This window comes from Bradyrhizobium sp. CSA112 (assembly GCF_029051645.1).
Classification (GTDB): domain Bacteria; phylum Pseudomonadota; class Alphaproteobacteria; order Rhizobiales; family Xanthobacteraceae; genus Bradyrhizobium.
Map to the genome: position 1 here is coordinate 45,943 of NZ_JAACFS010000039.1, position 17,899 is coordinate 63,841.

Consider the following 17,899-nt stretch of genomic DNA (forward strand, 5'->3'; position numbering starts at 1 on the left):
GGGGCTTAGCACCGCCGGAAGCCCGGAACCAGCCGCGTTTTAATGCCGCTTGAAGTACTGCACCGCGCGCTCGTGCTTTTCCGCCGCGGCACGCGATTTGAAGGTTCCAAGGTTACGGCGCTTGCCCGTTTTCGGATTGATTTTGCGGGAATAGAGCCGGTATTCGCCCGATTGCAGTTTTCGGATCATGGAAAGCACCACTTTTTGCGAGCCCCGTCCGCAATAATTGCGCCGCGGGCCCTCTTGTTCCGGTCCGGCTATTCGCGTTGTCTCTGGCCCTGGGATGCCGGATCGCTCTACCGGCACGGAATGAATGGGGGCCCCGTGCAACATTTCCTCCTCTACCTCCTCGCACTCGGCGCCGGCGTCAGCGTCGCGACCCAGCAGGTGCTCAACGGTAGCCTGCGCACAGCGCTGGGTTCGCCGGCGTGGGCGGGACTGGTCAGCTATGCCGTCGGCCTCATCACCATGATCGTCGCGGTGATCGCGCTCGGCGAACGCGTGCCCTCCTGGAAAACAATGACCGATGTGCCCTGGTATGCGTGGTCCGGCGGCATGTTCGGCGGCGCCTTCATCCTGCTGGCAATCCTGTTGCTGCCCTCGCTCGGAGCGGCGACACTATTTGCACTGGTCATTGCCGGCCAAGTGCTCGCGGCGGTTACGCTCGATCATTTCGGCGCATTCGGGTTGACGCCGCATCCCCTCAGCACCGCGCGGTTGGCAGGCGCCGCTCTCCTGATTGCCGGCGTCGTTTTGATCAGAGAGTGAGATTCAAGGTTCCAGCCCGCTCTCGCGCAACGCCGGCGCGACCTCGGGCGATGCGAGAAAGCGCAGCAACCGCTCTGCTTCGGCCGACCGGCTCGGCGCCGCCATTCGCCCTGCGGAAAACACCGCAGGCGTTTGCAATTCGTGCGGTATGGGCCCAACCACCTCGATCCCATCGACCTGCTTCAACTCGCTGATCTGCTGGACGGCGAGATCGGCCTCGCCGGTGATGAGCCGCTCGGCGGTGAAGCCTTGCTGGATGATCTGCGCCTTCGCATTGATGTCGGAGGCGATGCCGAGCCGCTCGATCAGCTTTGCAAACAGAATGCCGCTGGCGCCAAGCCGCGAATAGGCTACCGAACGCGCGCCGAGCAGCGCCGCGCGCAGCGCAGCCTCGGTCGCGATATCGGGATGGGCCACCCCGGCTTTCACGGCGATGCCGACGAATGAGCGGGCCAGATCCACGCAACTTTCGGCGACCACCCGGCCCTCGCGCGCGACCTCGTCCAGCCCCTCGCGGGTCAGGATGACGATATCGGCCGCTTCACCTGAGCGCAGCCGGTCCAACAGCGCCAATGTAGGCGCGAAATCGGCGTCGATGCGTGCGCCGCCGGTCGCCTCATACTGGCCGGCCAGGCCGTGGACAGCGCCCTTCAACGCCAGCGTCGAGAGCACGCGGATGGCATTACTCATCGGCCGCTATACCCGCCGCATCAATTTCAGCACCGCGGTCATGCGAAGGCTGCGCTTGCCGGCGAGCGCGGTCGCCTCCAGCAGCGCGCCTTCGCCGTCGCAGGTGCCGGAAAAACCGATGCCGACTTCATGGCCGCCGAAGATGGGATTCTCGCCCATGGCAGGCGTGTGCTCCTGATTGAGGATCTGACCTTTCCAGCGGCCGTTCTCCGAAGAGTACGTGCCGACGTAGTAGAAGGATGCGTCACCGCCGAGGATGCGCCCTTCATTGAGCAGCATCACGCCGGTCAGCCCTCCTTCGACGCCGTCGAGCAGGCGAACATGAATGGAATAGAGCCCGTTGACGACTCCGCCCTCGCCGACGCCGCCGGCGATCGGTATGGTGACGTCCTGTTCGATCGGCGTCATCACCGAGTGAAACGCCACGCCGGGCAGTTCCTTCAAGCCACCTTCAAAACGGTACAGTTCGCCATCCGCCCTGCCCTTCGCCAGCAAGGTGGCATCGTCGGTGCCGGCCATCGCGCGGTAATTCGGGTCCGGATTATGGCGGACGGTCTGGATCACGATGTCGACGCCGTCGTCCCGTTTTTCGTAAGTGCCGATATGGGCAAAGGCCGAATTGCCGCCCAGCATCTTGCCGTCGCGTGCATACATCACGCTGCGGCCGACCGCGGCGCCAAGCTGAAACCTGACCTTGTAAAATCCCTCAAACAATGCCGTATCCCCGGCAAGCCCACGCCGTTGTCTAGCGCGCTTCATAACGCAGGGGAACGGCCTTGAACCGGCGTATTTGAATCAACTCCTCAAGACGCCGTGTCATCAAAACGCAATGATCCGCCAAGGCGGTTCGCCTTGGCGGATCAGCTTTGCAACCCGGGCTCCCCGGGCGAAATCGTAGGCCCTTACGCCGCGGCCGCCTTGGCGCCGGTCGGGACTTCCGCGATGGTCTTCAGGATCTGGGAAGCGATCTGGTATGGGTCGCCCTGCGAGTTCGGGCGGCGGTCTTCCAGATAGCCCTTGTATCCGTTGTTGGCGAAGGAGTGCGGAACGCGGATCGAGGCGCCGCGATCGGCAATGCCGTAGCTGAAGGTGTCGATCGACGCCGTCTCGTGCTTGCCGGTCAGGCGCATGTGGTTGTCCGGACCGTAGACCGCGATGTGGTCGGCGCGGTTCTTCTTGAAGGCTTCCATCAGCTTCTCGAAGTACTCCTTGCCACCGACTTCGCGCATGAACTTGGTCGAGAAGTTGGCGTGCATGCCGGAGCCGTTCCAGTCAGTATCGCCGAGCGGCTTGCAGTGGAATTCGATGTCGATGCCGTAGGTCTCGGTGAGACGCAGCAACAGGTAGCGGGCGATCCACATTTCGTCAGCGGCCTTCTTGGAGCCCTTGCCGAAAATCTGGAATTCCCACTGGCCCTTCGCCACTTCGGCATTGATGCCTTCGTGGTTGATGCCGGCGGCGAGGCAGAGGTTCAGATGCTCTTCCACGATCTTGCGGGCGACGTCGCCGACGTTCTTGTAGCCGACGCCGGTGTAGTACGGGCCCTGCGGCGCCGGATAGCCACTCGACGGGAAGCCGAGCGGGCGGCCGTCCTTGTAGAAGAAATATTCCTGCTCGAAGCCGAACCAGGCGCCTTCGTCATCAAGAATGGTTGCGCGCTTGTTCGAGGGGTGCGGGGTCTTGCCATCGGGCATCATGACTTCGCACATCACCAGCGCGCCATTGACCCGCGCAGCGTCCGGATAGACAGCAACCGGCTTCAGCACGCAATCGGAACTGTGGCCTTCGGCCTGCATGGTCGACGAGCCGTCGAAGCCCCACAGCGGAAGCTGTTCCAGCGTCGGAAACGAGTCGAATTCCTTGATCTGCGTTTTGCCGCGCAGATTCGGTGTCGGCGTATACCCGTCGAGCCAGATATACTCGAGCTTGTACTTGGTCATTGAGCCTCTCTTGAGTTGATGCTGCTTAATGCGGAAGACCGAAGCCTCGAATTCTGGATTTTGACGCCCAGCCCCTGGAGGTCTCCGCATACGTGTACCCGGCCACGTCAGGCCACCTCTTACTAAGCATTTAACGTGCCAGTCGCTGCGGTGCGGCAGCCGCCATCCACAGGCCGCCTCTGCCGTCCGGGCGAAAAAATGCTGCGACATAGGAGCGCGGCGGGGCGCTCAAACGGACAACAGGGCTCGTCGTTTGGAGTCCGAATCCAGCCCATTTCTCCGGCATTTTCGCTTGCGGGCTGTTCCGCGATTAAAGCTGCGGCACCTCTTGGAGGTATCCGCCGTGCCGTTGCGCCTCCCCCGGCAACCATCCCGCCGGCCTACGCGTTGGCCTCTCGTTGGCTGCCCCGCAGAAAGCAACGCCAAAACTGCCTACCAAATAGACATTATGTGCCGCTCTCTTAGTCACCTTGCGTCCGCGGAGGGCACCGACAATATCCGGAATTGTAACGACTAGAGAACGAGTCGGGCGCAGCATGGAGGCTGGTGCCAGGGCAGAAGGAGACTGGGATGATGAATACGGGTGTAAATCAGGGGTCCGCAAGGATCTACCAATTCCCCACCGGCGGCCGGGCGGCTCTCGGCGGGCGTCGCTATGGCGACGAGGCCAAAACCGAGTTCACCGCCCCGCCGGTCAACCTCGCGGACTGCAGCGATAGCTGGTACCACGCCGCCGCCATCGAGGACGAAAAGAGCGGGCGAGACCACTGATGTCCGGGAGGTGTTTGGTAGGGACGTGCCCAGATCATTGCGGCGCGGACGGGAAGCTCAAAAAGGGTCGAAACGAAAGCGTTTCGGCCCTTTTTCATGTCTGCTCGCAGGTCGTAGCCCGCCGTTTGGCGTGCTTGAGCGTGGTGACTCCGGCCTTGGTGATCCGCAAGGTCACGCCCTTTGCCTGATAACGTGATCCCGACAGCGCCACGCGCTTGGGCAGCGTCAGCGCCTTGCCGTCGAGCTGCAGGTGGGCGCGGGAATCGTACTGGAAAAACCCGACGATGAATTGCGATCCGTCCGCGCAGCGATAGTTCCGGAAAGTCGACTGCGCAAACGCGGCCGACGGTATGGTTGCAATCGCCGCCGCGCACAGCGCCGCACCAAAAATCGTATTCCCAAGACAATTCATGTTTGGCCCCCTGCAGAGTTCAGTATAGACGAGACGGGAGCGGACGACATGCCCCTTCCGTCCGCTGTCCGCAACGCGAGATCGCCCGGTGCAGCGACGGACTTTACCGGCCCCAGAATTCGGGCGTCGTTTTGAATCGCCGCCATCTCTTGCGCAACGTTCTCGCCGCCGCAATCTGATCGCGGGCTTGCCAACCAGCCACTGCGCCGATGGCGAGATGAAGCGCAGGCTGGTCTTCCTGCCTCATGGCATCGAGCAGAATGCGGGAGCTTGCGATGTCGCGCGCGCGTCCGAGACTGGTCTGGAGTCTGGCGAGCCGCCTCGCGTAACGCCTGGCGGACGCACGCGTGGCATAAAGGGGCAGAAAGAACTCCGCCGCATAGCGCAGCTTCTTGAGGTCGATTCTGAGATCGTGCTGCGCATCGACGTTGAGCTGCCGGAAATGCGCGCCACGCCTGAGCGCCTTGCGATGCAAGCGCGCCAAAATCTTGTTCGCGAGCGTCAGCATCGGTAGCGACAGGACGGCAAGCGCTTCGCTGTCGATCTCGTTGCGCCAGCCCCGGCGTTCCACCAAATGCCCCAGCGAGAGCAGGAAACGGCTGCAGCGGGGATCGGCGAGAGCGGTCTGCAAGGCGGCGTAGCTCGATTTGCGCTGCCGTTCGACCGCCTCGCGCAGGCTGCCGAAATCGACATCCGGAGCCGCCGCGGCCAGGCGAGCGACGATCGTCTCGGCGAAAACATCCCATTCCCGCGCCGGGCCGAGCTGCTGCATCAGCCACCGCGCTTCGTTGTTGACCGTATGGAATGCAGGCGACGGAATATCGCGCCGGAACAACGCACATATTGTCCGCAAGCGGCGCAAGGCGACGCGCATCTGATGCACGCCTTCGGGGTCCGATCCCTCCTGCGCCACGGCGTGATTTTTCAGAAGATGATGCCAGCAGGTTCCCATCAGGTGTGCGATGACGTCGTCGACCACATGCTCTGCAGTAATGCTGAATGGCTCGGCTTTCGCCGCCGGCCGCACAACGTCGAACGCAAGCGCATAGCCGCGCTCCGCCTTGCTGCGCGTGCCGACCTGCAGCGGCGCAGCGTCGAGCAACTGCGTTCCGAGATCGAACAGGATGCCAGCATTGCCGCTCTTCAACTCGAGTTCGATTTCGGAGAGGACTTGCTGGCGCCCACCGGCCTCGATCATCCCCTCGTCGAATGCGATTTCAACGGAAGCATCGGGCAGATCGAGCTGCCGCGCGTGCCGTCGAACCCTCGTCGCGAAAACCGGCACCAGCGCGTCGTTGGAGAGTGTCGCCACTGGATCGCCGACCTCGGCGGGAAGCTGCGCCAGATCAGGAGTGACGTTCTCAACCGGTGTTTCCCACTGCCGTCGGATCAGAGGTTGTCCGATATTGGGTAGAAGCTTTAGCGTCTGAATGAAATGCTTGCCGCTGCGTCGCACGCGCAGCGACATGCCATGTTGGAACAGCAGGCGCTCCGGCGTATCGTAATACACCGTTTCAAGCCGCCGAAACGCGCCGCGGTTGCGTGCATGCTGCACGATGACAGGCATCTCGCGCAGTTGTTCGAGGGCTCCTTGCGGCGCGAGCAGCGTAAGTTCGATTTCCGCCTGCTCAGCCGGTCGCACGGCAATCGTCGCGCCGGAATCGCTCACGACTTGCTGCGGCGCATTCAACGATTTCTCCATCGGGCCGACGTATGAAGTTTTTATGACAATGACATGGCGTATTCAAATTATCCTGGGGAATGAGTCCGCTAATTGAAGCAAAGATCACACGACGGGGTTGCGCCTCTCGCGGCTTCGCAAGCCAAGGGCGATAACGCCTCTCTGTCGTAAGGTCTGACAAAGAATAGAGCCAGCCTAATTCGTCGTGCTGGGTAGAAGGCCAGGGAGTGGGACACCGGGCACCGCAATTATACGCATGGGCGCAGGGACGTGGAGTCGGCAAACGCCGATATCCGCAGGTCTAGGAAACATACTTGGATTGCCGCTCTGTTCGTTTGGCCGCAGGGTGCGCATTGCGTGGGCGCGAGGGACGAATATCGCAGCCCGTGATGCGGTTCCAGCGTAGTTGGATGGGAGCGCGCTGGTCGCCTACCCTCATCATGCGGTCGTGGATCAGAGAGGTCCGGAGCTGGTTGCGGGCCGCCTCGGTTGGCGGCTCAGCTTTTCATAAGTGTATGGTCCCCGCCCCGCAGCGGTGATAATCTCATTCTCAACTTGAACTAGCCGGAGGAGGTCCCGCCATGCTTGCGGAGAAATTCTTCCTGGTGCTGGAAACGCTCAGGAGTTTTGCTGCGGATGGAAGCGTTAAAGTGGTCAGCACCACGCCGCATATCCCGGTCAAGGTGCCGCCACAGAAGTAGCCCAGAGGCCGCCTCTGTGGGCGGCCTCTTCCGTTTTCGCGGTTTTTGATTTCTCTTCCCCTGCATGAACACTGGCGCCCCCTGACAAGTTCAGTGTAGACGAGACGGGCGTGTGCCCTTCCGTCGTTTGTCCGCAGCACGAGATCGTTCAAACCGCCGATGTCCGATTCCCCTGCCTTCCCCACCCGCCATTTCAATCTCTCCGGCGCCAGCAATTTTCGCGATCTCGGCGGCTATCCGACAAGCGACGGCCGGACCGTGCGCTGGCGGCAAATCTTCCGCTCCAACCATCTCGGCCATCTTACCGATGACGACGTCTCCGTCCTGCGGGAGCTGGGCGTGCGCAGCGCGTTCGATTTTCGCGGCACCGAGGAGCGCGCCGCCGCCCTGTGCGGCATGGCTGAAATCACCGTTCATTCGCTGCCGGTCGAACCCACGGTGGTCGCGGCGCTGCGCGCGATCGCGGCCGCCGGCACGCCGCTGTCGACGGACCACGCCGTCGAGGTGATGCGCGACTCCTACCGCAGCTACGTGCAGAACAACACGCAGCGTTTCCGCGCGCTGTTTGCGCATCTGCTCGAAGACCGCGCGCCGCTGGTGATCCATTGCACCGCCGGCAAGGACCGCACCGGTTTTGCCTGTGCGCTGATCCTGCATACGCTCGGTGTTTCCGACGACGTCATCTCGGAAGACTATCTCCTCACCAACCGCTTCTACCGCAGGGATCCCAATTCCAGTAGCGACCTGCCCGACGAAGTCAAACAGGTGCTGGGTTCAGTGCAGGAGTCGTTCCTTGCTGCAGCATTCGAGGCCATCGACGCTGATTATGGCGATCTCGAAAGCTATCTCCGCGATGGCCTCGGTCTTGGCAAAGCCGAACGCGCCCATCTCGAAGCGCGCTACCTGCAAGGCTGACGTAATCCGCCTTCACCTCACCCGCTGCATCGACACGACCTGCGCGGACAGCTTGCCGCCTCTCGCCCTGACGTTGACCTGCACCCTGTAGTCGTTGCTGGTTTCGTCCTTTGGCGCATAGAGCATCGCGGTAAAGCGCACGCGGCCGCGCGCATCGAGTGTCACCGGCAGATCCTCATGCACTCGGAAGGAATTACCCTGACGATTTCGCGGCGGAAGCCTGGCCGTCATGACAGGCTCGACCAGCGCACGCAGATCGAGCTTGGTCGCCGTGGCTCCATCAATCCTGTAATAGGCAAAGGAATCGCTGTCCCAGCGGCTGTTCGCGACCTCGATGACGGCCTGGCTGTCCGGTGACCAGGCCGCAATCAGTTCGTAGCGGTTCGCCCGCCTCTCGCCTGTCTCCCAATAGGTGCCGCCAAGTGTGGCAAGCACCGCGCCATCGGTGACGCGGATCAGGACGTTTTCGACGTTGTTGGGAGTATCGTCGCCAGACGGCAGGCCCTGCGGGGTCCGCCAAGCGAATGCATAATTTTTGGATGGCGAGGTGGTGTTGGCGAACACCCGCAACGCATCCTTGCCTGCACCGCAGACGAGGCCGCCACGCTGATCGGCAATGCAGGCCTCACCCCGCACCGCGACCGTTTGCGACGCGTACAATGCGAGGAGGACGACCGGAAATGTCAAAGCGCTGCGCACGGTTCGATCCTAAGCTCCGGCCGCCTGCTCCGTAAAGCGGCGGACGGGTTTGGCGGCCGTGCGGCTCGCTACAGGCTCAGGCCGCCGCTTCCATTTCCAGTTCGGCATCGAGATCGGCGATGACGTCCTCGAATGCCGAGATCGCCTGCTGGATCGCAGCGATCTGCATCAATTCCCAGCTCGAGACCGGACCGCTGCGATTCTGCAGCGCTACGACCAGGTCGCGCCGCTGCTCCTTGAGCTGAACAAGCGGTAAACCATGATCCGGCAAACCCATGACAAATCCCCCTGCCTTTTGTTGGTATCCGCTTGTACCCGAACGGAGTCTGCAAACGGCTTACAGAACTCCGGCAAATTTTATCGATTCCGACCCATTCCGCAGTCGTACGGGCGCTGCCCGCGGCAATTTGGGCGCCTGAGACAGATCGTTCCATGCAGAAATTCGCCGCATTGCCAGTGAAAAACTCCTGATAGGGTGCGCTCCCTTTCCCCGGCAGGCGGAGGCCCTCATGGACGGAAAAGTCATTGTCGTGACGGGCGCGCTGGGAGCGCTCGGCCGGGTGGTCGTGGACGAAGCGCTGGCGCTGGGCGCCCGGATTGCGAGCGTCGATCATGCGCCGACGCAAGCGCCGGCAACAGTGGATCTGTTCGAACTCGGCGGCATCGACCTCACCGATGCGGCCCAGGCCGGCAGGGCGATCAATGCCGCCGCATCGCATTTCGGCAGGCTCGATGCGCTGATCAACATCGCCGGCGGCTTCGCCTTCGAGACGGTGGCCGATGGCGATCCCAAAACCTGGCAGCGAATGTACGCACTCAACGTCGTGACCGCGCTCAACGCGTCGCGCGCGGCGATCCCGCATCTCGCCTCATCGGGCGCCGGCCGCATCGTCAATATCGGCGCGATGGGCGCGCTGCAGGCAGGCCCCGGCATGGGCGCCTACGCCGCCTCCAAGGCCGGCGTGCATCGCCTCACCGAGGCGCTCGCCGCCGAACTGAAGGGCAAGATCACGGTCAATGCCGTGCTGCCGTCGATCATCGACACTGCGGCCAACCGCGCCAGCATGCCGAACGCCGATTTCGCAAAATGGGTGACGCCGAAGGAACTGGCCGACGTGATCCTGTTCCTCGCCAGCGACGCGGCAAGCGCCGTCACGGGTGCCTTGCTGCCGGTGAACGGGCGGGTTTAGTCACGTCCGAGCTGCCGCTCGCACACTTTTCGCGGCGCTTCCGGGATGTTATATTGCCAAAATGACAACAGCCGAAGACATTGAAAAGGCCGTCGAGCGACTACCGCCTCGAGAACTAGCGAGGTTTCGCGCCTGGTTTGAGGCGTTTGACGCTGGTCAATTCGACGCCGCCATTGAACGTGACGCGCACGCAGGCAAGCTCGACGCATTTGCAGAGGAAGCCGTCGCGGCATATCGCACCGGCAAGTCCCGGGACTTGTGAGACACTCTGCATCACCAAGGTTTTGGGACGCTTACCGGTCATTGCCGTCCTCGATCCAGAAGCTGGCTGATGCCAACTTTGCGCTACTCAAGCGCGATCCGCGTCATCCGTCCCTCCAATTCAAGAAAGTTGGTCGGTTTTGGTCTGCGCGTGTCGGACTGCGTTATCGTGCCTTGGCTGTTGAAGTTGACGAGGTCTATGTCTGGTTCTGGATCGGCTCTCACGCTGACTACGATCGGCTAATCGGCTAGCTTTCAACCTCCACCAATTTTCGCAGCACCGCCTTGAAGCGGATGCTGCGCTTGCCGGCGAGCGCGGTGGCTTCGCCTTCCGCGCCGTCGTCGTCGTAGGTGCCGGAAAAGCCGATGCCAACTTCATGGCCGGCGAACAACGGCCGCTCGCTTCCCGCCGGTGTATGCTCGCGGTTGATGAGTTCGCCTTTCCATTTGCCGTTCGCCGCCGAATACGCGCCGATATAGTCGAAGAACGCGTCGCCGCCCCTGATGCGGCCGTCCTGTAGCAGCATGACGCCGGTGTTGCCGGCATCGATACCGTCGAGCATGCGGATGTGGATGGAATAGAGCCCGTTGCTGATCCCGTCAGGGCCGACCGCGCCGGGCGGCGGCGCGTCGGCATCGTTGATCGGGGTCAGAACGGTTGTGAACCGGACCCCCGGCAAGTCCGCGCTGCCGCCCTCGAAATGAACTTCCTCCCCGCAGGCCACGCCTGTGAAATTCATCGCGATGTTGTCGACGTCGAACATCGGGACATAGCCGGGATCGTGGAAGTGACGCGACATCGTACATTCGGCGGAGATGACGCCATTGGCCTCGGTGAAACGGCCGACGAAAGAAGAGCCGGAATCGCCGCCATAGAGCCTGCCGCCTGCGGTCGCGACCATCACGCCGGAACCCGTTCCACGCTCCGTGGTGAAACGGAATTTGTATAGTCCTTGCAGCACGCCCTGCTTACTCCGGAATCGGCAAAGGGCAGTGACCCGCGAACGATCGATCGCAGGTTCCGTCAGTTGCCGTTGGCCTTGTCCCCGCTCGGACAATAGCCGCTGCCGTGCTATCCGATCAAACGCTTTGCCGGAATTCAGCTAGAGTCCGCGCGATTGAGTCGCGGCTGCCTGCGCCGCCGGAGCGAAATTTTGGAAACCGCGCTTTATCTTCCCGTCAAACGCTTCCTCGAAAAGCTCGGCTTCACCGTCAAGGGCGAGGTCGGGGGCTGCGATCTGGTGGCGCTGAGCGACGACGATCCGCCGATCGTGGTGATCGGCGAACTGAAGCTTTCCTTCAACCTTGAACTGATCCTGCAGGCGGTCGATCGCGCCGGCGCGGCCGACGAGGTCTGGCTTGCGGCCAAACTGTCTGCCCGCGGCAAGGGCCGCGAAAGCGATGCGCGTTACCGCAATCTCTGCCGCCGGCTTGGTTTCGGCATGCTCGCCGTCACCAATACCGGCGACGTCGAGGTGATCGTCAAGCCGCCGACATCGGCGCCTCGCCGCGATCCCAAAAAGCGCTCGCGGCTGATCGCGGAGCATCAGAAGCGCAAGGGCGATCCTGTCCTGGGCGGATCGACGCGCGCGCCGATCATGACGGCCTACCGCCAGCAGGCGCTGGCCTGCGCCTCGGCACTATCCGGCGGGCCGCGGCGCGTCAGGGATTTGCGGGCCGAGATTCCCGACGCCGGAAAGATCCTTCTGCATAACGTCTATGGCTGGTTCGACCGCGCCGAGCGCGGCATCTACGTGCTGACCGACGCCGGACATGCCGCGTTGAAGCGCTGGCCGCAGCAGCCGCTGGATCTGGGCGCCGTCGCCGATTCGGCGCCATGACGGCAAGGATGGCGAAATATCGAACCTTACGCCGTTACCGGATTTGAGAAGTTGTAGGTGCATGGCTGTATTGACATGCGAAATTCATATTGCAATGCAACATGAGGGCACCTAGGTATCTCGCAATCAAATGCGAGGCCCCTATGAGCGAAGACTGGAACACCAAATACGGCACACGGCGCGTGCGGCGGGATCCGCCGACGCTGGAGGAGGCAATCTTCGCCGCAGTGGGAATCACCGACGACCAGCAGCAGCAGGCGGAAATCGCCGCCGCGCTGATGGGGCTGCCTTACGAGGAAGTGTTGGCCGAAGTGAAAAAGACCGGCCGCGCTTTGGCGCGATCGGCCACCCGCGTCATCACCGGCGAACAAGGCGCGCAACGCTCCGTCGTGGTGGAGCGCCGCGTCGTCAGGCGATTCGGTAACGACAAGCGCACCGGCACCTGAACAAATCGAAATTTTGGGCAATTCGCTGGATCAAAGGTCAGCGAATTGCCCTGATTGAACGCGCGCTCAGGCGGCGCGGCCCCAGCCATACATCCGAAGCAGCATCTGCCAATAGGCGCGGTTGAATTTCGCAACCGTGCGCGCGGCATTCAGCGAGCTTTCCACCCAGGTGGTCGCGAGCTCCGTGTCATCTTGTTTCGTCAGATCGATGGTGCCGGTGGATTCGCCGTGGCGGAACACAAGCTGCGCGCCGAACTTGCTGGCGAGCGCGCGCATCGCCTCGTTCTGCGCGCCGGTGGTGATCCGCAGGCTCTTGTAGCCCTTGGCGCGCGCCACTGTGATCAGCTTGCGGAACAGGATGCTGCCGACGCCCCGCCGCCGTACCGAGGCCTCGACGCTGAAGGCGATTTCGGGGAGCGAATCCGGTGACTGGTCCGGCGGATGCAGCTCGGCTGCGCCCCGAACCACGCCGTTTTCAAAGAAGGCGATAATGGTCGTGCCGTCATTGGCGCATTTCTCGGCGTAGCGCTCGATGAAGCTGTCGTCCATGAAGCCATGGAAACGGTCGCGGCGGCTGTTGCGGTCGAGCCGCAGCAGGTGATCGCGCAATAGCGGCAATTCTTCCTGCTGGCTCAGCGTGCGCACGCTAGAGTTGGCGAGCGCGGCCGCAATCACAGTGAGGTACATATCCTAAACTCCTCTGAGAGATGCCCTCGAGGAGGCGTCGAATCCCTAGACCGCCAATATTGTGCGTCGCAGCATGAAATTCAAGCCCGGATTGTCCGTATACTGCCTTAAATAACGGCAATAATTCCAGCGGCTTAGATCAATCCTTATCAACCAATTGTTAACGCCCGCCACCCGGCGCAGACTGGGCATGGGGCTTGCTTATTTTTGAATGGCTCAGGCCTTACCGAGGCTCTAGGCAACACACCCGGATGGTTCGTGGAGGTCCGTCGTGGCTGTCGTGCTCGACACGAGTTCTTGCCTTCCGGAACGCCGGCTTACGGCGTGGCAGGACATCGTCTGCGACACCTTCGTCGGCCTCGACTGCAAATCGGACATGCGCGGCGCGTTCTGGGGCGCGGTGTCGCAATCCAGAATCGGGCAGGTCGCGCTCACCCAGGTCGATTCCACCGCCCAGCGGGTATTCCGCACGCCGTCGCGAATAGCCCGCGCCAGCGAAGATTACGTGCTGATGGCGCTCGGCAACAGCGGCGTGAACGGCGTCTTCCAGGATGGTCGCGAGGCCATCGTCTCCGCCGGACAATTCGTCATTTACGACACCACCCGCCCCTACGAGTTGCGCTTCGACGACAGCTTCTCGCAGACGATTTTTCAGATGCCGCGCAAGCTGCTGCAACAGCGCGTCGGTTCGTTCGACAGTTTAACGGCGACGACGTTTGCAGGCGATCGTCCGCTCGAACGGCTGACCTATGATTTCGCGCGCAATGTGAGCAGGACGATCGAACTGGTCGATGCCGCGGCCGCAAGCCGCCTGCTCGACCAGACGCTCGACTTGCTCGCGATGACGCTTGCCGACAGGCTGCACGGGCGCCTGCCGGACCAGTCGGTCCACCGGTCGGCGCTGCTCTATCGCCTCAAGAACCATATCCTGACGCATCTCGCCGATCCCGAATTATCGCTGCCGCGCGCAGCGGCGGCGACAGGAATTTCGCCGCGCTACGCCAGCGACTTGATGGCCGCCGAACAGACCTCGTTCCGCAGCTACGTCCAGACGCAGCGGCTAGAGCGCTGCAAGCGCGACCTCACCGATCCCGCGCATCGGGCCCGGCACATCGGCGAGATCGCCTTCGCGTGGGGCTTCAACGACCTCGCCCATTTCAGCCGCATCTTCAAGCAGCGGTTCGGCGTCTCGCCGCGCGAATGGCGAGAGCAGCCGCGCCAATAACGCCTTCCGCCCGGCTCCCTCCTTCCTGCCACGCCAGAGTCATCCGGCGTCTATCTGCGCGTTAAGACAAGTTTTCGTTCCGCTGCGGACAAGCGGCGCGCGGTGCCGTGGCTGTAGGCTTGCGACCCAGCGATTGTCGGTCGCCAACCCGAAAGGAATGATGCGATGGGTCTGGTTCATCAGAAATACAAGGTGGCGGTGGTTCAGGCGGCACCGGTCTTTCTCGATCTCGACGCAACCGTGGACAAGACCATCGCGCTGATCGAGGAAGCTTCCGCGAAAGGCGCCAAGCTGATCGCGTTTCCCGAAACTTTCATTCCCGGATATCCGTGGCAGATCTGGCTTGGCGCGCCCGCCTGGGCGATCGGCCGCGGTTTTGTGCAGCGCTACTTCGACAACTCGCTCGCCTTCGACAGCCCGCAGGCGGAAAAGATCCGCCAAGCCGTGAAGCGCGCCAAGCTGACCGCCGTGCTCGGGCTGTCCGAACGCGACGGCGGCAGCCTTTATATTGCGCAATGGCTGATCGGCCCCGACGGCGAGACCATCGCCAAGCGCCGGAAACTGCGTCCGACCCATGCCGAGCGCACCGTGTTCGGTGAGGGCGACGGCAGCGATCTTGCGGTCCACGACCGCGCCGATGTCGGACGGCTCGGCGCGCTGTGCTGCTGGGAACACCTGCAGCCGCTGTCGAAATACGCAATGTACGCCCAGAACGAACAGGTGCATGTCGGCGCCTGGCCGAGTTTTTCGCTGTACGATCCGTTCGCGCATGCGCTCGGCCATGAGGTCAACAACGCCGCCAGCAAGGTCTATGCGGTCGAAGGCTCGTGCTTCTTCCTCGGCCCCTGCGCGGTCGTTTCGCAGGCGATGATCGACGAGCTCTGCGACTCCCCCGAAAAACACGCCTTCCTGCATGCCGGCGGCGGCCACGCGGTGATCTACGGGCCAGACGGCAGTTCGCTTGCCGAGAAACTTCCGCCTGATCAGGAAGGTATTTTGTACGCCGATATCGATCTCGGCATGATCGGCGTGGCAAAGAACGCCGCCGATCCGGCCGGGCATTATTCGCGGCCCGATGTCACGCGCCTGTTGCTCAACACCACGCGCGCCAACCGCGTCGAGCATTTCTCGCTTCCCGTCGACGCTGAGGTCATGAACGAAATCAGGCTGCAGGCGTGAGGCGCTTCAATCCGGACAAGGAGCAGGCCGATGGAATCCGCTATCCCTGAGCATCTGCAAACCGCACGAACGCGTCACCGCCGGGTCGGTGACGATTATGCGCCGCCCTATCCGTCCTTCGTGGCGCGGCACAAGCCGAGCGTCACGCGGGTGGTGATGGCGTATTTCGGCCTCCAGACCCGCGGCCCGCTCCCGGCCGCCGCGGAACAGGCGTTGGCGCGGCTCGCTTCAGATTTCACCGCGGCGGATGGCCCGACGCATTGGGACCGCGCGAGTTATGTCGACGAGGCCGGTTTCACCAACGTCGTCACGGTGGCCTACTGGGACGACCGGCAAAAATTCGACCGCTGGTTTCCGGCCGCGCGCGAGCGCTGGACCGGTGACCAGCGGACCAACAACGGATTCGGGACTTTCATCGAGGCGCTTTACCCCTCCGTGGATGGCTATGAGACGCTGTTCTCTTCGCTTGGAAGGCCCGAAGGCGTCGCCGTCCTCGCCGATGGCATGAGCGGCGAGGTTTTGGAGCACGCCTATTGGGGCGGCATGCGCGACCGCATCCCGTTGTCGCAAACCAGCGAGATGGCGCCTTCAGGCTCCGCACACGCCATCCGCGACGGCGCGCGCATCCGCATCATCCCGCATGACAACCTCTGTCTGATCCGGTCGGGCCAGGATTGGGGCGATACCGAAGCTACTGAGCGCAAGATGTATCTCAGCGATGTCGAGCCGGTGTTGCGCGAAGGCATGGATTTCCTGCGCGACCAGGGACGCTCGATCGGCTGCTACGCCAACCGTTACATGACGGTCGTGGGGCCCGATGGCGCGACGATGGAGAAATCTTACGGCATGAGCTGGTGGAAAAGCCTGTCGGCGCTCGAACGCTGGGCTGAATCGCACCCGACCCATGTCAGGATTTTCGGCGCCGCCATGAAATATCTGTCGACGCTCGGGCCGGCCGCGAAGCTTCGGCTCTACCACGAGGTCACCGTCGCCCGCGCCGACGAACAGCTTTTCGAATATGTGGATTGTCATCCGAAAACCGGAATGCTGAACGCCGTGCAGACGGTGGACGCGGCGTAAAGCTACAGCACCATCTGCGTCTGGGTCACGATCGCCACCAGCTTGCCGTCCTCGGTTTCCAGCCGGGTCTGCCAGACCTGGGTGCGGCGCCCCCGATGCACCGGCGTGGCGGTAGCGATCACCGTCGACCCCACCTTGGCGCCGCCGATGAAATTGGTCTTGCTCTCGATCGTCGTGGTGCCCTTGGCGTCCTCGGGCAGATTGATGACGGTCGCCGCAGCGCCAACCGAATCGGCGAGCGCCATCACCGCACCGCCGTGAATTGTGTGATGGAGCGTGCACAGATCGGGCCGCACCAGCATACGCGCGACCACGCGATCCTTTTCGACTTCAGTGAATTTCACGCCCTTCAGCTCCGCGAACGGCATCTTCATCGCATTGACTTTGTCGAGCAGCGACATGTTCCGGCAGTCCTCCCGTTTCTTGCAAGGCACGTCTGATACGCGGGATCGAGCGGCCGATCCATCGATCCCGATCGAAGCATGGACGGCGCATGTAAGCCAGGCAATGACTTCCGAGGTAATGGCTGCCGTGACAATGCCCCGTTAATTCGGCATATCGTCGGTATGCGCCAGTTCCCGCCCCGCCGGATCGTCTGCCTGACCGAAGAGACCGTCGAGACACTGTATCTGCTCGGCGAGCAGGACCGCATCGTCGGCGTCTCCGGCTATGCGGTGCGGCCGCCGCAGGTTCGACGCGAGAAGCCGCGGGTTTCCGCCTTTATCTCCGCGGACATTCCGAAAATTCTCGCGCTCGAGCCCGATCTCGTGCTGGCCTTCTCCGACCTGCAGGCCGGCATCGTCGCCGATCTGGTGCGCGCTGGGATCGCCATCCACGTCTTCAACCAGCGCGACATCGCCGGCATTCTCGCGATGATCCGCACGCTCGGCGCCATTGTCGGTGCGGCCGAGCGGGCCGATCAACTCGCCAGGGGTTTTGAAGAACGCCTTGCGCACATCGCGGCGACGCCCCGTCCCTCGCCCAAACCAAAAGTCTATTTCGAGGAATGGGACGATCCGCTGATTTCCGGCATCGGCTGGGTGTCCGAACTGATCGAGATCGCCGGCGGCGAGGACGCGCTGCCGAAGCTGCGGTTTCAGCAGGCCGCCAAGGACCGGATCATTTCGTCCGATGTCGTGCGTGACACCGCCCCCGACGTGATCCTCGCCTCCTGGTGCGGCAAGAAGGTGGTGCCAGATCGCATCCGGCAGCGTCCGGGCTGGAGCGATATCCCGGCGGTGCGCAACAACCGCATTGTCGAGATCAAGTCGACGATCATCCTGCAGCCGGGACCGGCGGCGCTGACCGATGGGCTGGATGCGATTGTTAGAGCGTTGTGGCTGGAGTCCACGACTTAACCGTCGTCCCTGCGAACGCAGGGACCCATAACCACCGGCGCCAATTGGAGCAGAA

Annotated in this window: 23 protein-coding genes; 12 read left to right on the forward strand and 11 right to left on the reverse strand. The window is 62.7% G+C overall.

Annotated features, from left to right (window positions below; genetic code table 11):
* Positions 1–39: 39 nt before the first annotated feature.
* Entirely contained in the window at positions 40–189 is a 150-nt protein-coding gene (locus GWE18_RS35855) for a hypothetical protein (protein WP_141686549.1), read from the reverse strand.
* 120 nt (positions 190–309) lie between these two features.
* Here GWE18_RS35855 and GWE18_RS35860 point away from each other — a divergent pair, with 120 nt between their 5' ends.
* Positions 310–768, forward strand: coding sequence for a DMT family transporter (locus GWE18_RS35860; RefSeq protein WP_275190373.1), 459 nt, complete (start codon positions 310–312; stop codon positions 766–768).
* 3 nt (positions 769–771) lie between these two features.
* On the opposite strand, the gene GWE18_RS35865 is transcribed toward GWE18_RS35860, so the two are convergent.
* The 3 genes from GWE18_RS35865 to GWE18_RS35875 all read right to left on the reverse strand — a co-directional run bounded on the left by GWE18_RS35865 (position 772) and on the right by GWE18_RS35875 (position 3,398).
* A complete protein-coding gene (locus GWE18_RS35865; RefSeq protein WP_275190374.1) occupies positions 772–1,458 on the reverse strand; it encodes a substrate-binding domain-containing protein in 687 nt (228 codons plus the stop codon).
* Positions 1,459–1,464: 6 nt separating this feature from the next.
* Entirely contained in the window at positions 1,465–2,172 is a 708-nt protein-coding gene (locus tag GWE18_RS35870) for a hypothetical protein (RefSeq protein ID WP_275190375.1), read from the reverse strand.
* A gap of 188 nt (positions 2,173–2,360) precedes the next feature.
* Positions 2,361–3,398, reverse strand: coding sequence for a glutamine synthetase beta-grasp domain-containing protein (locus GWE18_RS35875; RefSeq protein ID WP_275190376.1), 1,038 nt, complete (start codon positions 3,396–3,398; stop codon positions 2,361–2,363).
* A 570-nt stretch (positions 3,399–3,968) separates the two neighbouring features.
* Here GWE18_RS35875 and GWE18_RS35880 point away from each other — a divergent pair.
* Positions 3,969–4,169, forward strand: a complete 201-nt coding sequence (locus tag GWE18_RS35880) for a DUF2735 domain-containing protein (RefSeq protein ID WP_057851547.1) — start codon at positions 3,969–3,971, stop codon at positions 4,167–4,169.
* A gap of 94 nt (positions 4,170–4,263) precedes the next feature.
* On the opposite strand, the gene GWE18_RS35885 is transcribed toward GWE18_RS35880, so the two are convergent.
* Both GWE18_RS35885 and GWE18_RS35890 read right to left on the reverse strand, forming a co-directional pair.
* Complete coding sequence (locus tag GWE18_RS35885; protein ID WP_275190377.1) at positions 4,264–4,581, reverse strand: MliC family protein; 318 nt, start codon at positions 4,579–4,581, stop codon at positions 4,264–4,266.
* Positions 4,582–4,684: 103 nt separating this feature from the next.
* Positions 4,685–6,271 (reverse strand): CYTH and CHAD domain-containing protein, encoded by a 1,587-nt coding sequence (locus GWE18_RS35890; RefSeq protein ID WP_275190378.1) that lies wholly within the window; start codon positions 6,269–6,271, stop codon positions 4,685–4,687.
* A gap of 851 nt (positions 6,272–7,122) precedes the next feature.
* Between GWE18_RS35890 and GWE18_RS35895 the strand changes: the two genes are divergently transcribed.
* On the forward strand, positions 7,123–7,878 hold the full coding sequence (locus GWE18_RS35895) for a tyrosine-protein phosphatase (protein ID WP_275190379.1): 756 nt from the start codon (positions 7,123–7,125) through the stop codon (positions 7,876–7,878).
* Between the two features lie 12 nt (positions 7,879–7,890).
* Here GWE18_RS35895 and GWE18_RS35900 read toward each other — a convergent pair whose 3' ends face one another.
* Both GWE18_RS35900 and GWE18_RS35905 read right to left on the reverse strand, forming a co-directional pair.
* Positions 7,891–8,577: a hypothetical protein gene (locus GWE18_RS35900; RefSeq protein WP_275190380.1), complete on the reverse strand. Its 687-nt coding sequence runs from the start codon at positions 8,575–8,577 to the stop codon at positions 7,891–7,893.
* 76 nt (positions 8,578–8,653) lie between these two features.
* A complete protein-coding gene (locus GWE18_RS35905; RefSeq protein ID WP_028346392.1) occupies positions 8,654–8,854 on the reverse strand; it encodes a hypothetical protein in 201 nt (66 codons plus the stop codon).
* 232 nt (positions 8,855–9,086) lie between these two features.
* Between GWE18_RS35905 and fabG the strand changes: the two genes are divergently transcribed.
* From fabG to GWE18_RS35920, 3 genes are all read left to right on the forward strand, one after another.
* The gene (gene fabG, locus GWE18_RS35910; RefSeq protein WP_275190381.1) at positions 9,087–9,767 is read left to right on the forward strand and encodes a 3-oxoacyl-ACP reductase FabG; all 681 of its coding nucleotides are present in this window, start codon (positions 9,087–9,089) and stop codon (positions 9,765–9,767) included.
* A gap of 61 nt (positions 9,768–9,828) precedes the next feature.
* A complete protein-coding gene (locus tag GWE18_RS35915) occupies positions 9,829–10,029 on the forward strand; it encodes a hypothetical protein (protein WP_275190382.1) in 201 nt (66 codons plus the stop codon).
* Entirely contained in the window at positions 10,026–10,280 is a 255-nt protein-coding gene (locus GWE18_RS35920; RefSeq protein ID WP_275190383.1) for a hypothetical protein, read from the forward strand. The genes GWE18_RS35915 and GWE18_RS35920 overlap by 4 nt, the downstream gene beginning before the upstream one ends.
* Here GWE18_RS35920 and GWE18_RS35925 read toward each other — a convergent pair.
* Positions 10,277–10,990, reverse strand: coding sequence for a hypothetical protein (locus GWE18_RS35925; RefSeq protein WP_275190384.1), 714 nt, complete (start codon positions 10,988–10,990; stop codon positions 10,277–10,279). The two genes, GWE18_RS35920 and GWE18_RS35925, sit on opposite strands and share 4 nt — an antisense overlap.
* 192 nt (positions 10,991–11,182) lie before the next feature.
* Here GWE18_RS35925 and GWE18_RS35930 point away from each other — a divergent pair, with 192 nt between their 5' ends.
* Complete coding sequence (locus GWE18_RS35930; protein WP_275190385.1) at positions 11,183–11,869, forward strand: DUF2161 family putative PD-(D/E)XK-type phosphodiesterase; 687 nt, start codon at positions 11,183–11,185, stop codon at positions 11,867–11,869.
* Positions 11,870–12,012: 143 nt separating this feature from the next.
* Positions 12,013–12,315: a hypothetical protein gene (locus GWE18_RS35935; RefSeq protein ID WP_057846498.1), complete on the forward strand. Its 303-nt coding sequence runs from the start codon at positions 12,013–12,015 to the stop codon at positions 12,313–12,315.
* 66 nt (positions 12,316–12,381) lie between these two features.
* Here the strand turns inward: GWE18_RS35935 and GWE18_RS35940 are convergent, their stop codons facing one another.
* Entirely contained in the window at positions 12,382–13,002 is a 621-nt protein-coding gene (locus tag GWE18_RS35940; protein ID WP_275190386.1) for a GNAT family N-acetyltransferase, read from the reverse strand.
* Positions 13,003–13,273: 271 nt separating this feature from the next.
* On the opposite strand from GWE18_RS35940, the gene GWE18_RS35945 reads away from it, so the two are divergent.
* The 3 genes from GWE18_RS35945 to GWE18_RS35955 all read left to right on the forward strand — a co-directional run bounded on the left by GWE18_RS35945 (position 13,274) and on the right by GWE18_RS35955 (position 16,486).
* Positions 13,274–14,227 carry a helix-turn-helix domain-containing protein gene (locus GWE18_RS35945; RefSeq protein WP_275190387.1) on the forward strand — a complete coding sequence of 318 codons (954 nt, stop codon included), beginning with the start codon at positions 13,274–13,276 and terminating at the stop codon, positions 14,225–14,227.
* 165 nt (positions 14,228–14,392) lie between these two features.
* Positions 14,393–15,406, forward strand: a complete 1,014-nt coding sequence (locus tag GWE18_RS35950; protein ID WP_275190388.1) for a carbon-nitrogen hydrolase family protein — start codon at positions 14,393–14,395, stop codon at positions 15,404–15,406.
* Between the two features lie 30 nt (positions 15,407–15,436).
* A complete protein-coding gene (locus GWE18_RS35955) occupies positions 15,437–16,486 on the forward strand; it encodes a phenylacetaldoxime dehydratase family protein (protein ID WP_275190389.1) in 1,050 nt (349 codons plus the stop codon).
* Between the two features lie 2 nt (positions 16,487–16,488).
* Here GWE18_RS35955 and GWE18_RS35960 read toward each other — a convergent pair whose 3' ends face one another.
* The gene (locus tag GWE18_RS35960) at positions 16,489–16,887 is read right to left on the reverse strand and encodes a PaaI family thioesterase (RefSeq protein ID WP_275190390.1); all 399 of its coding nucleotides are present in this window, start codon (positions 16,885–16,887) and stop codon (positions 16,489–16,491) included.
* A gap of 165 nt (positions 16,888–17,052) precedes the next feature.
* Between GWE18_RS35960 and GWE18_RS35965 the strand changes: the two genes are divergently transcribed.
* Positions 17,053–17,844 (forward strand): cobalamin-binding protein, encoded by a 792-nt coding sequence (locus GWE18_RS35965; RefSeq protein WP_275190391.1) that lies wholly within the window; start codon positions 17,053–17,055, stop codon positions 17,842–17,844.
* Positions 17,845–17,899 lie beyond the last annotated feature (55 nt).

Excerpts from the sequence above, each read along its gene's own strand:
- GWE18_RS35895 (WP_275190379.1), top strand. The coding sequence starts at position 7,123 with ATGTCCGATTCCCCTGCCTTCCCCACCCGCCATTTCAATCTCTCCGGC.
- GWE18_RS35940 (WP_275190386.1), bottom strand. The coding sequence starts at position 13,002 with ATGTACCTCACTGTGATTGCGGCCGCGCTCGCCAACTCTAGCGTGCGC.
- GWE18_RS35860 (WP_275190373.1), top strand. The coding sequence starts at position 310 with ATGAATGGGGGCCCCGTGCAACATTTCCTCCTCTACCTCCTCGCACTC.
- GWE18_RS35875 (WP_275190376.1), bottom strand. The coding sequence starts at position 3,398 with ATGACCAAGTACAAGCTCGAGTATATCTGGCTCGACGGGTATACGCCG.
- GWE18_RS35885 (WP_275190377.1), bottom strand. The coding sequence starts at position 4,581 with ATGAATTGTCTTGGGAATACGATTTTTGGTGCGGCGCTGTGCGCGGCG.
- fabG (WP_275190381.1), top strand. The coding sequence starts at position 9,087 with ATGGACGGAAAAGTCATTGTCGTGACGGGCGCGCTGGGAGCGCTCGGC.
- GWE18_RS35915 (WP_275190382.1), top strand. The coding sequence starts at position 9,829 with ATGACAACAGCCGAAGACATTGAAAAGGCCGTCGAGCGACTACCGCCT.
- GWE18_RS35950 (WP_275190388.1), top strand. The coding sequence starts at position 14,393 with ATGGGTCTGGTTCATCAGAAATACAAGGTGGCGGTGGTTCAGGCGGCA.
- GWE18_RS35965 (WP_275190391.1), top strand. The coding sequence starts at position 17,053 with ATGCGCCAGTTCCCGCCCCGCCGGATCGTCTGCCTGACCGAAGAGACC.
- GWE18_RS35955 (WP_275190389.1), top strand. The coding sequence starts at position 15,437 with ATGGAATCCGCTATCCCTGAGCATCTGCAAACCGCACGAACGCGTCAC.
- GWE18_RS35855 (WP_141686549.1), bottom strand. The coding sequence starts at position 189 with ATGATCCGAAAACTGCAATCGGGCGAATACCGGCTCTATTCCCGCAAA.
- GWE18_RS35880 (WP_057851547.1), top strand. The coding sequence starts at position 3,969 with ATGATGAATACGGGTGTAAATCAGGGGTCCGCAAGGATCTACCAATTC.
- GWE18_RS35960 (WP_275190390.1), bottom strand. The coding sequence starts at position 16,887 with ATGTCGCTGCTCGACAAAGTCAATGCGATGAAGATGCCGTTCGCGGAG.
- GWE18_RS35905 (WP_028346392.1), bottom strand. The coding sequence starts at position 8,854 with ATGGGTTTGCCGGATCATGGTTTACCGCTTGTTCAGCTCAAGGAGCAG.
- GWE18_RS35865 (WP_275190374.1), bottom strand. The coding sequence starts at position 1,458 with ATGAGTAATGCCATCCGCGTGCTCTCGACGCTGGCGTTGAAGGGCGCT.
- GWE18_RS35935 (WP_057846498.1), top strand. The coding sequence starts at position 12,013 with ATGAGCGAAGACTGGAACACCAAATACGGCACACGGCGCGTGCGGCGG.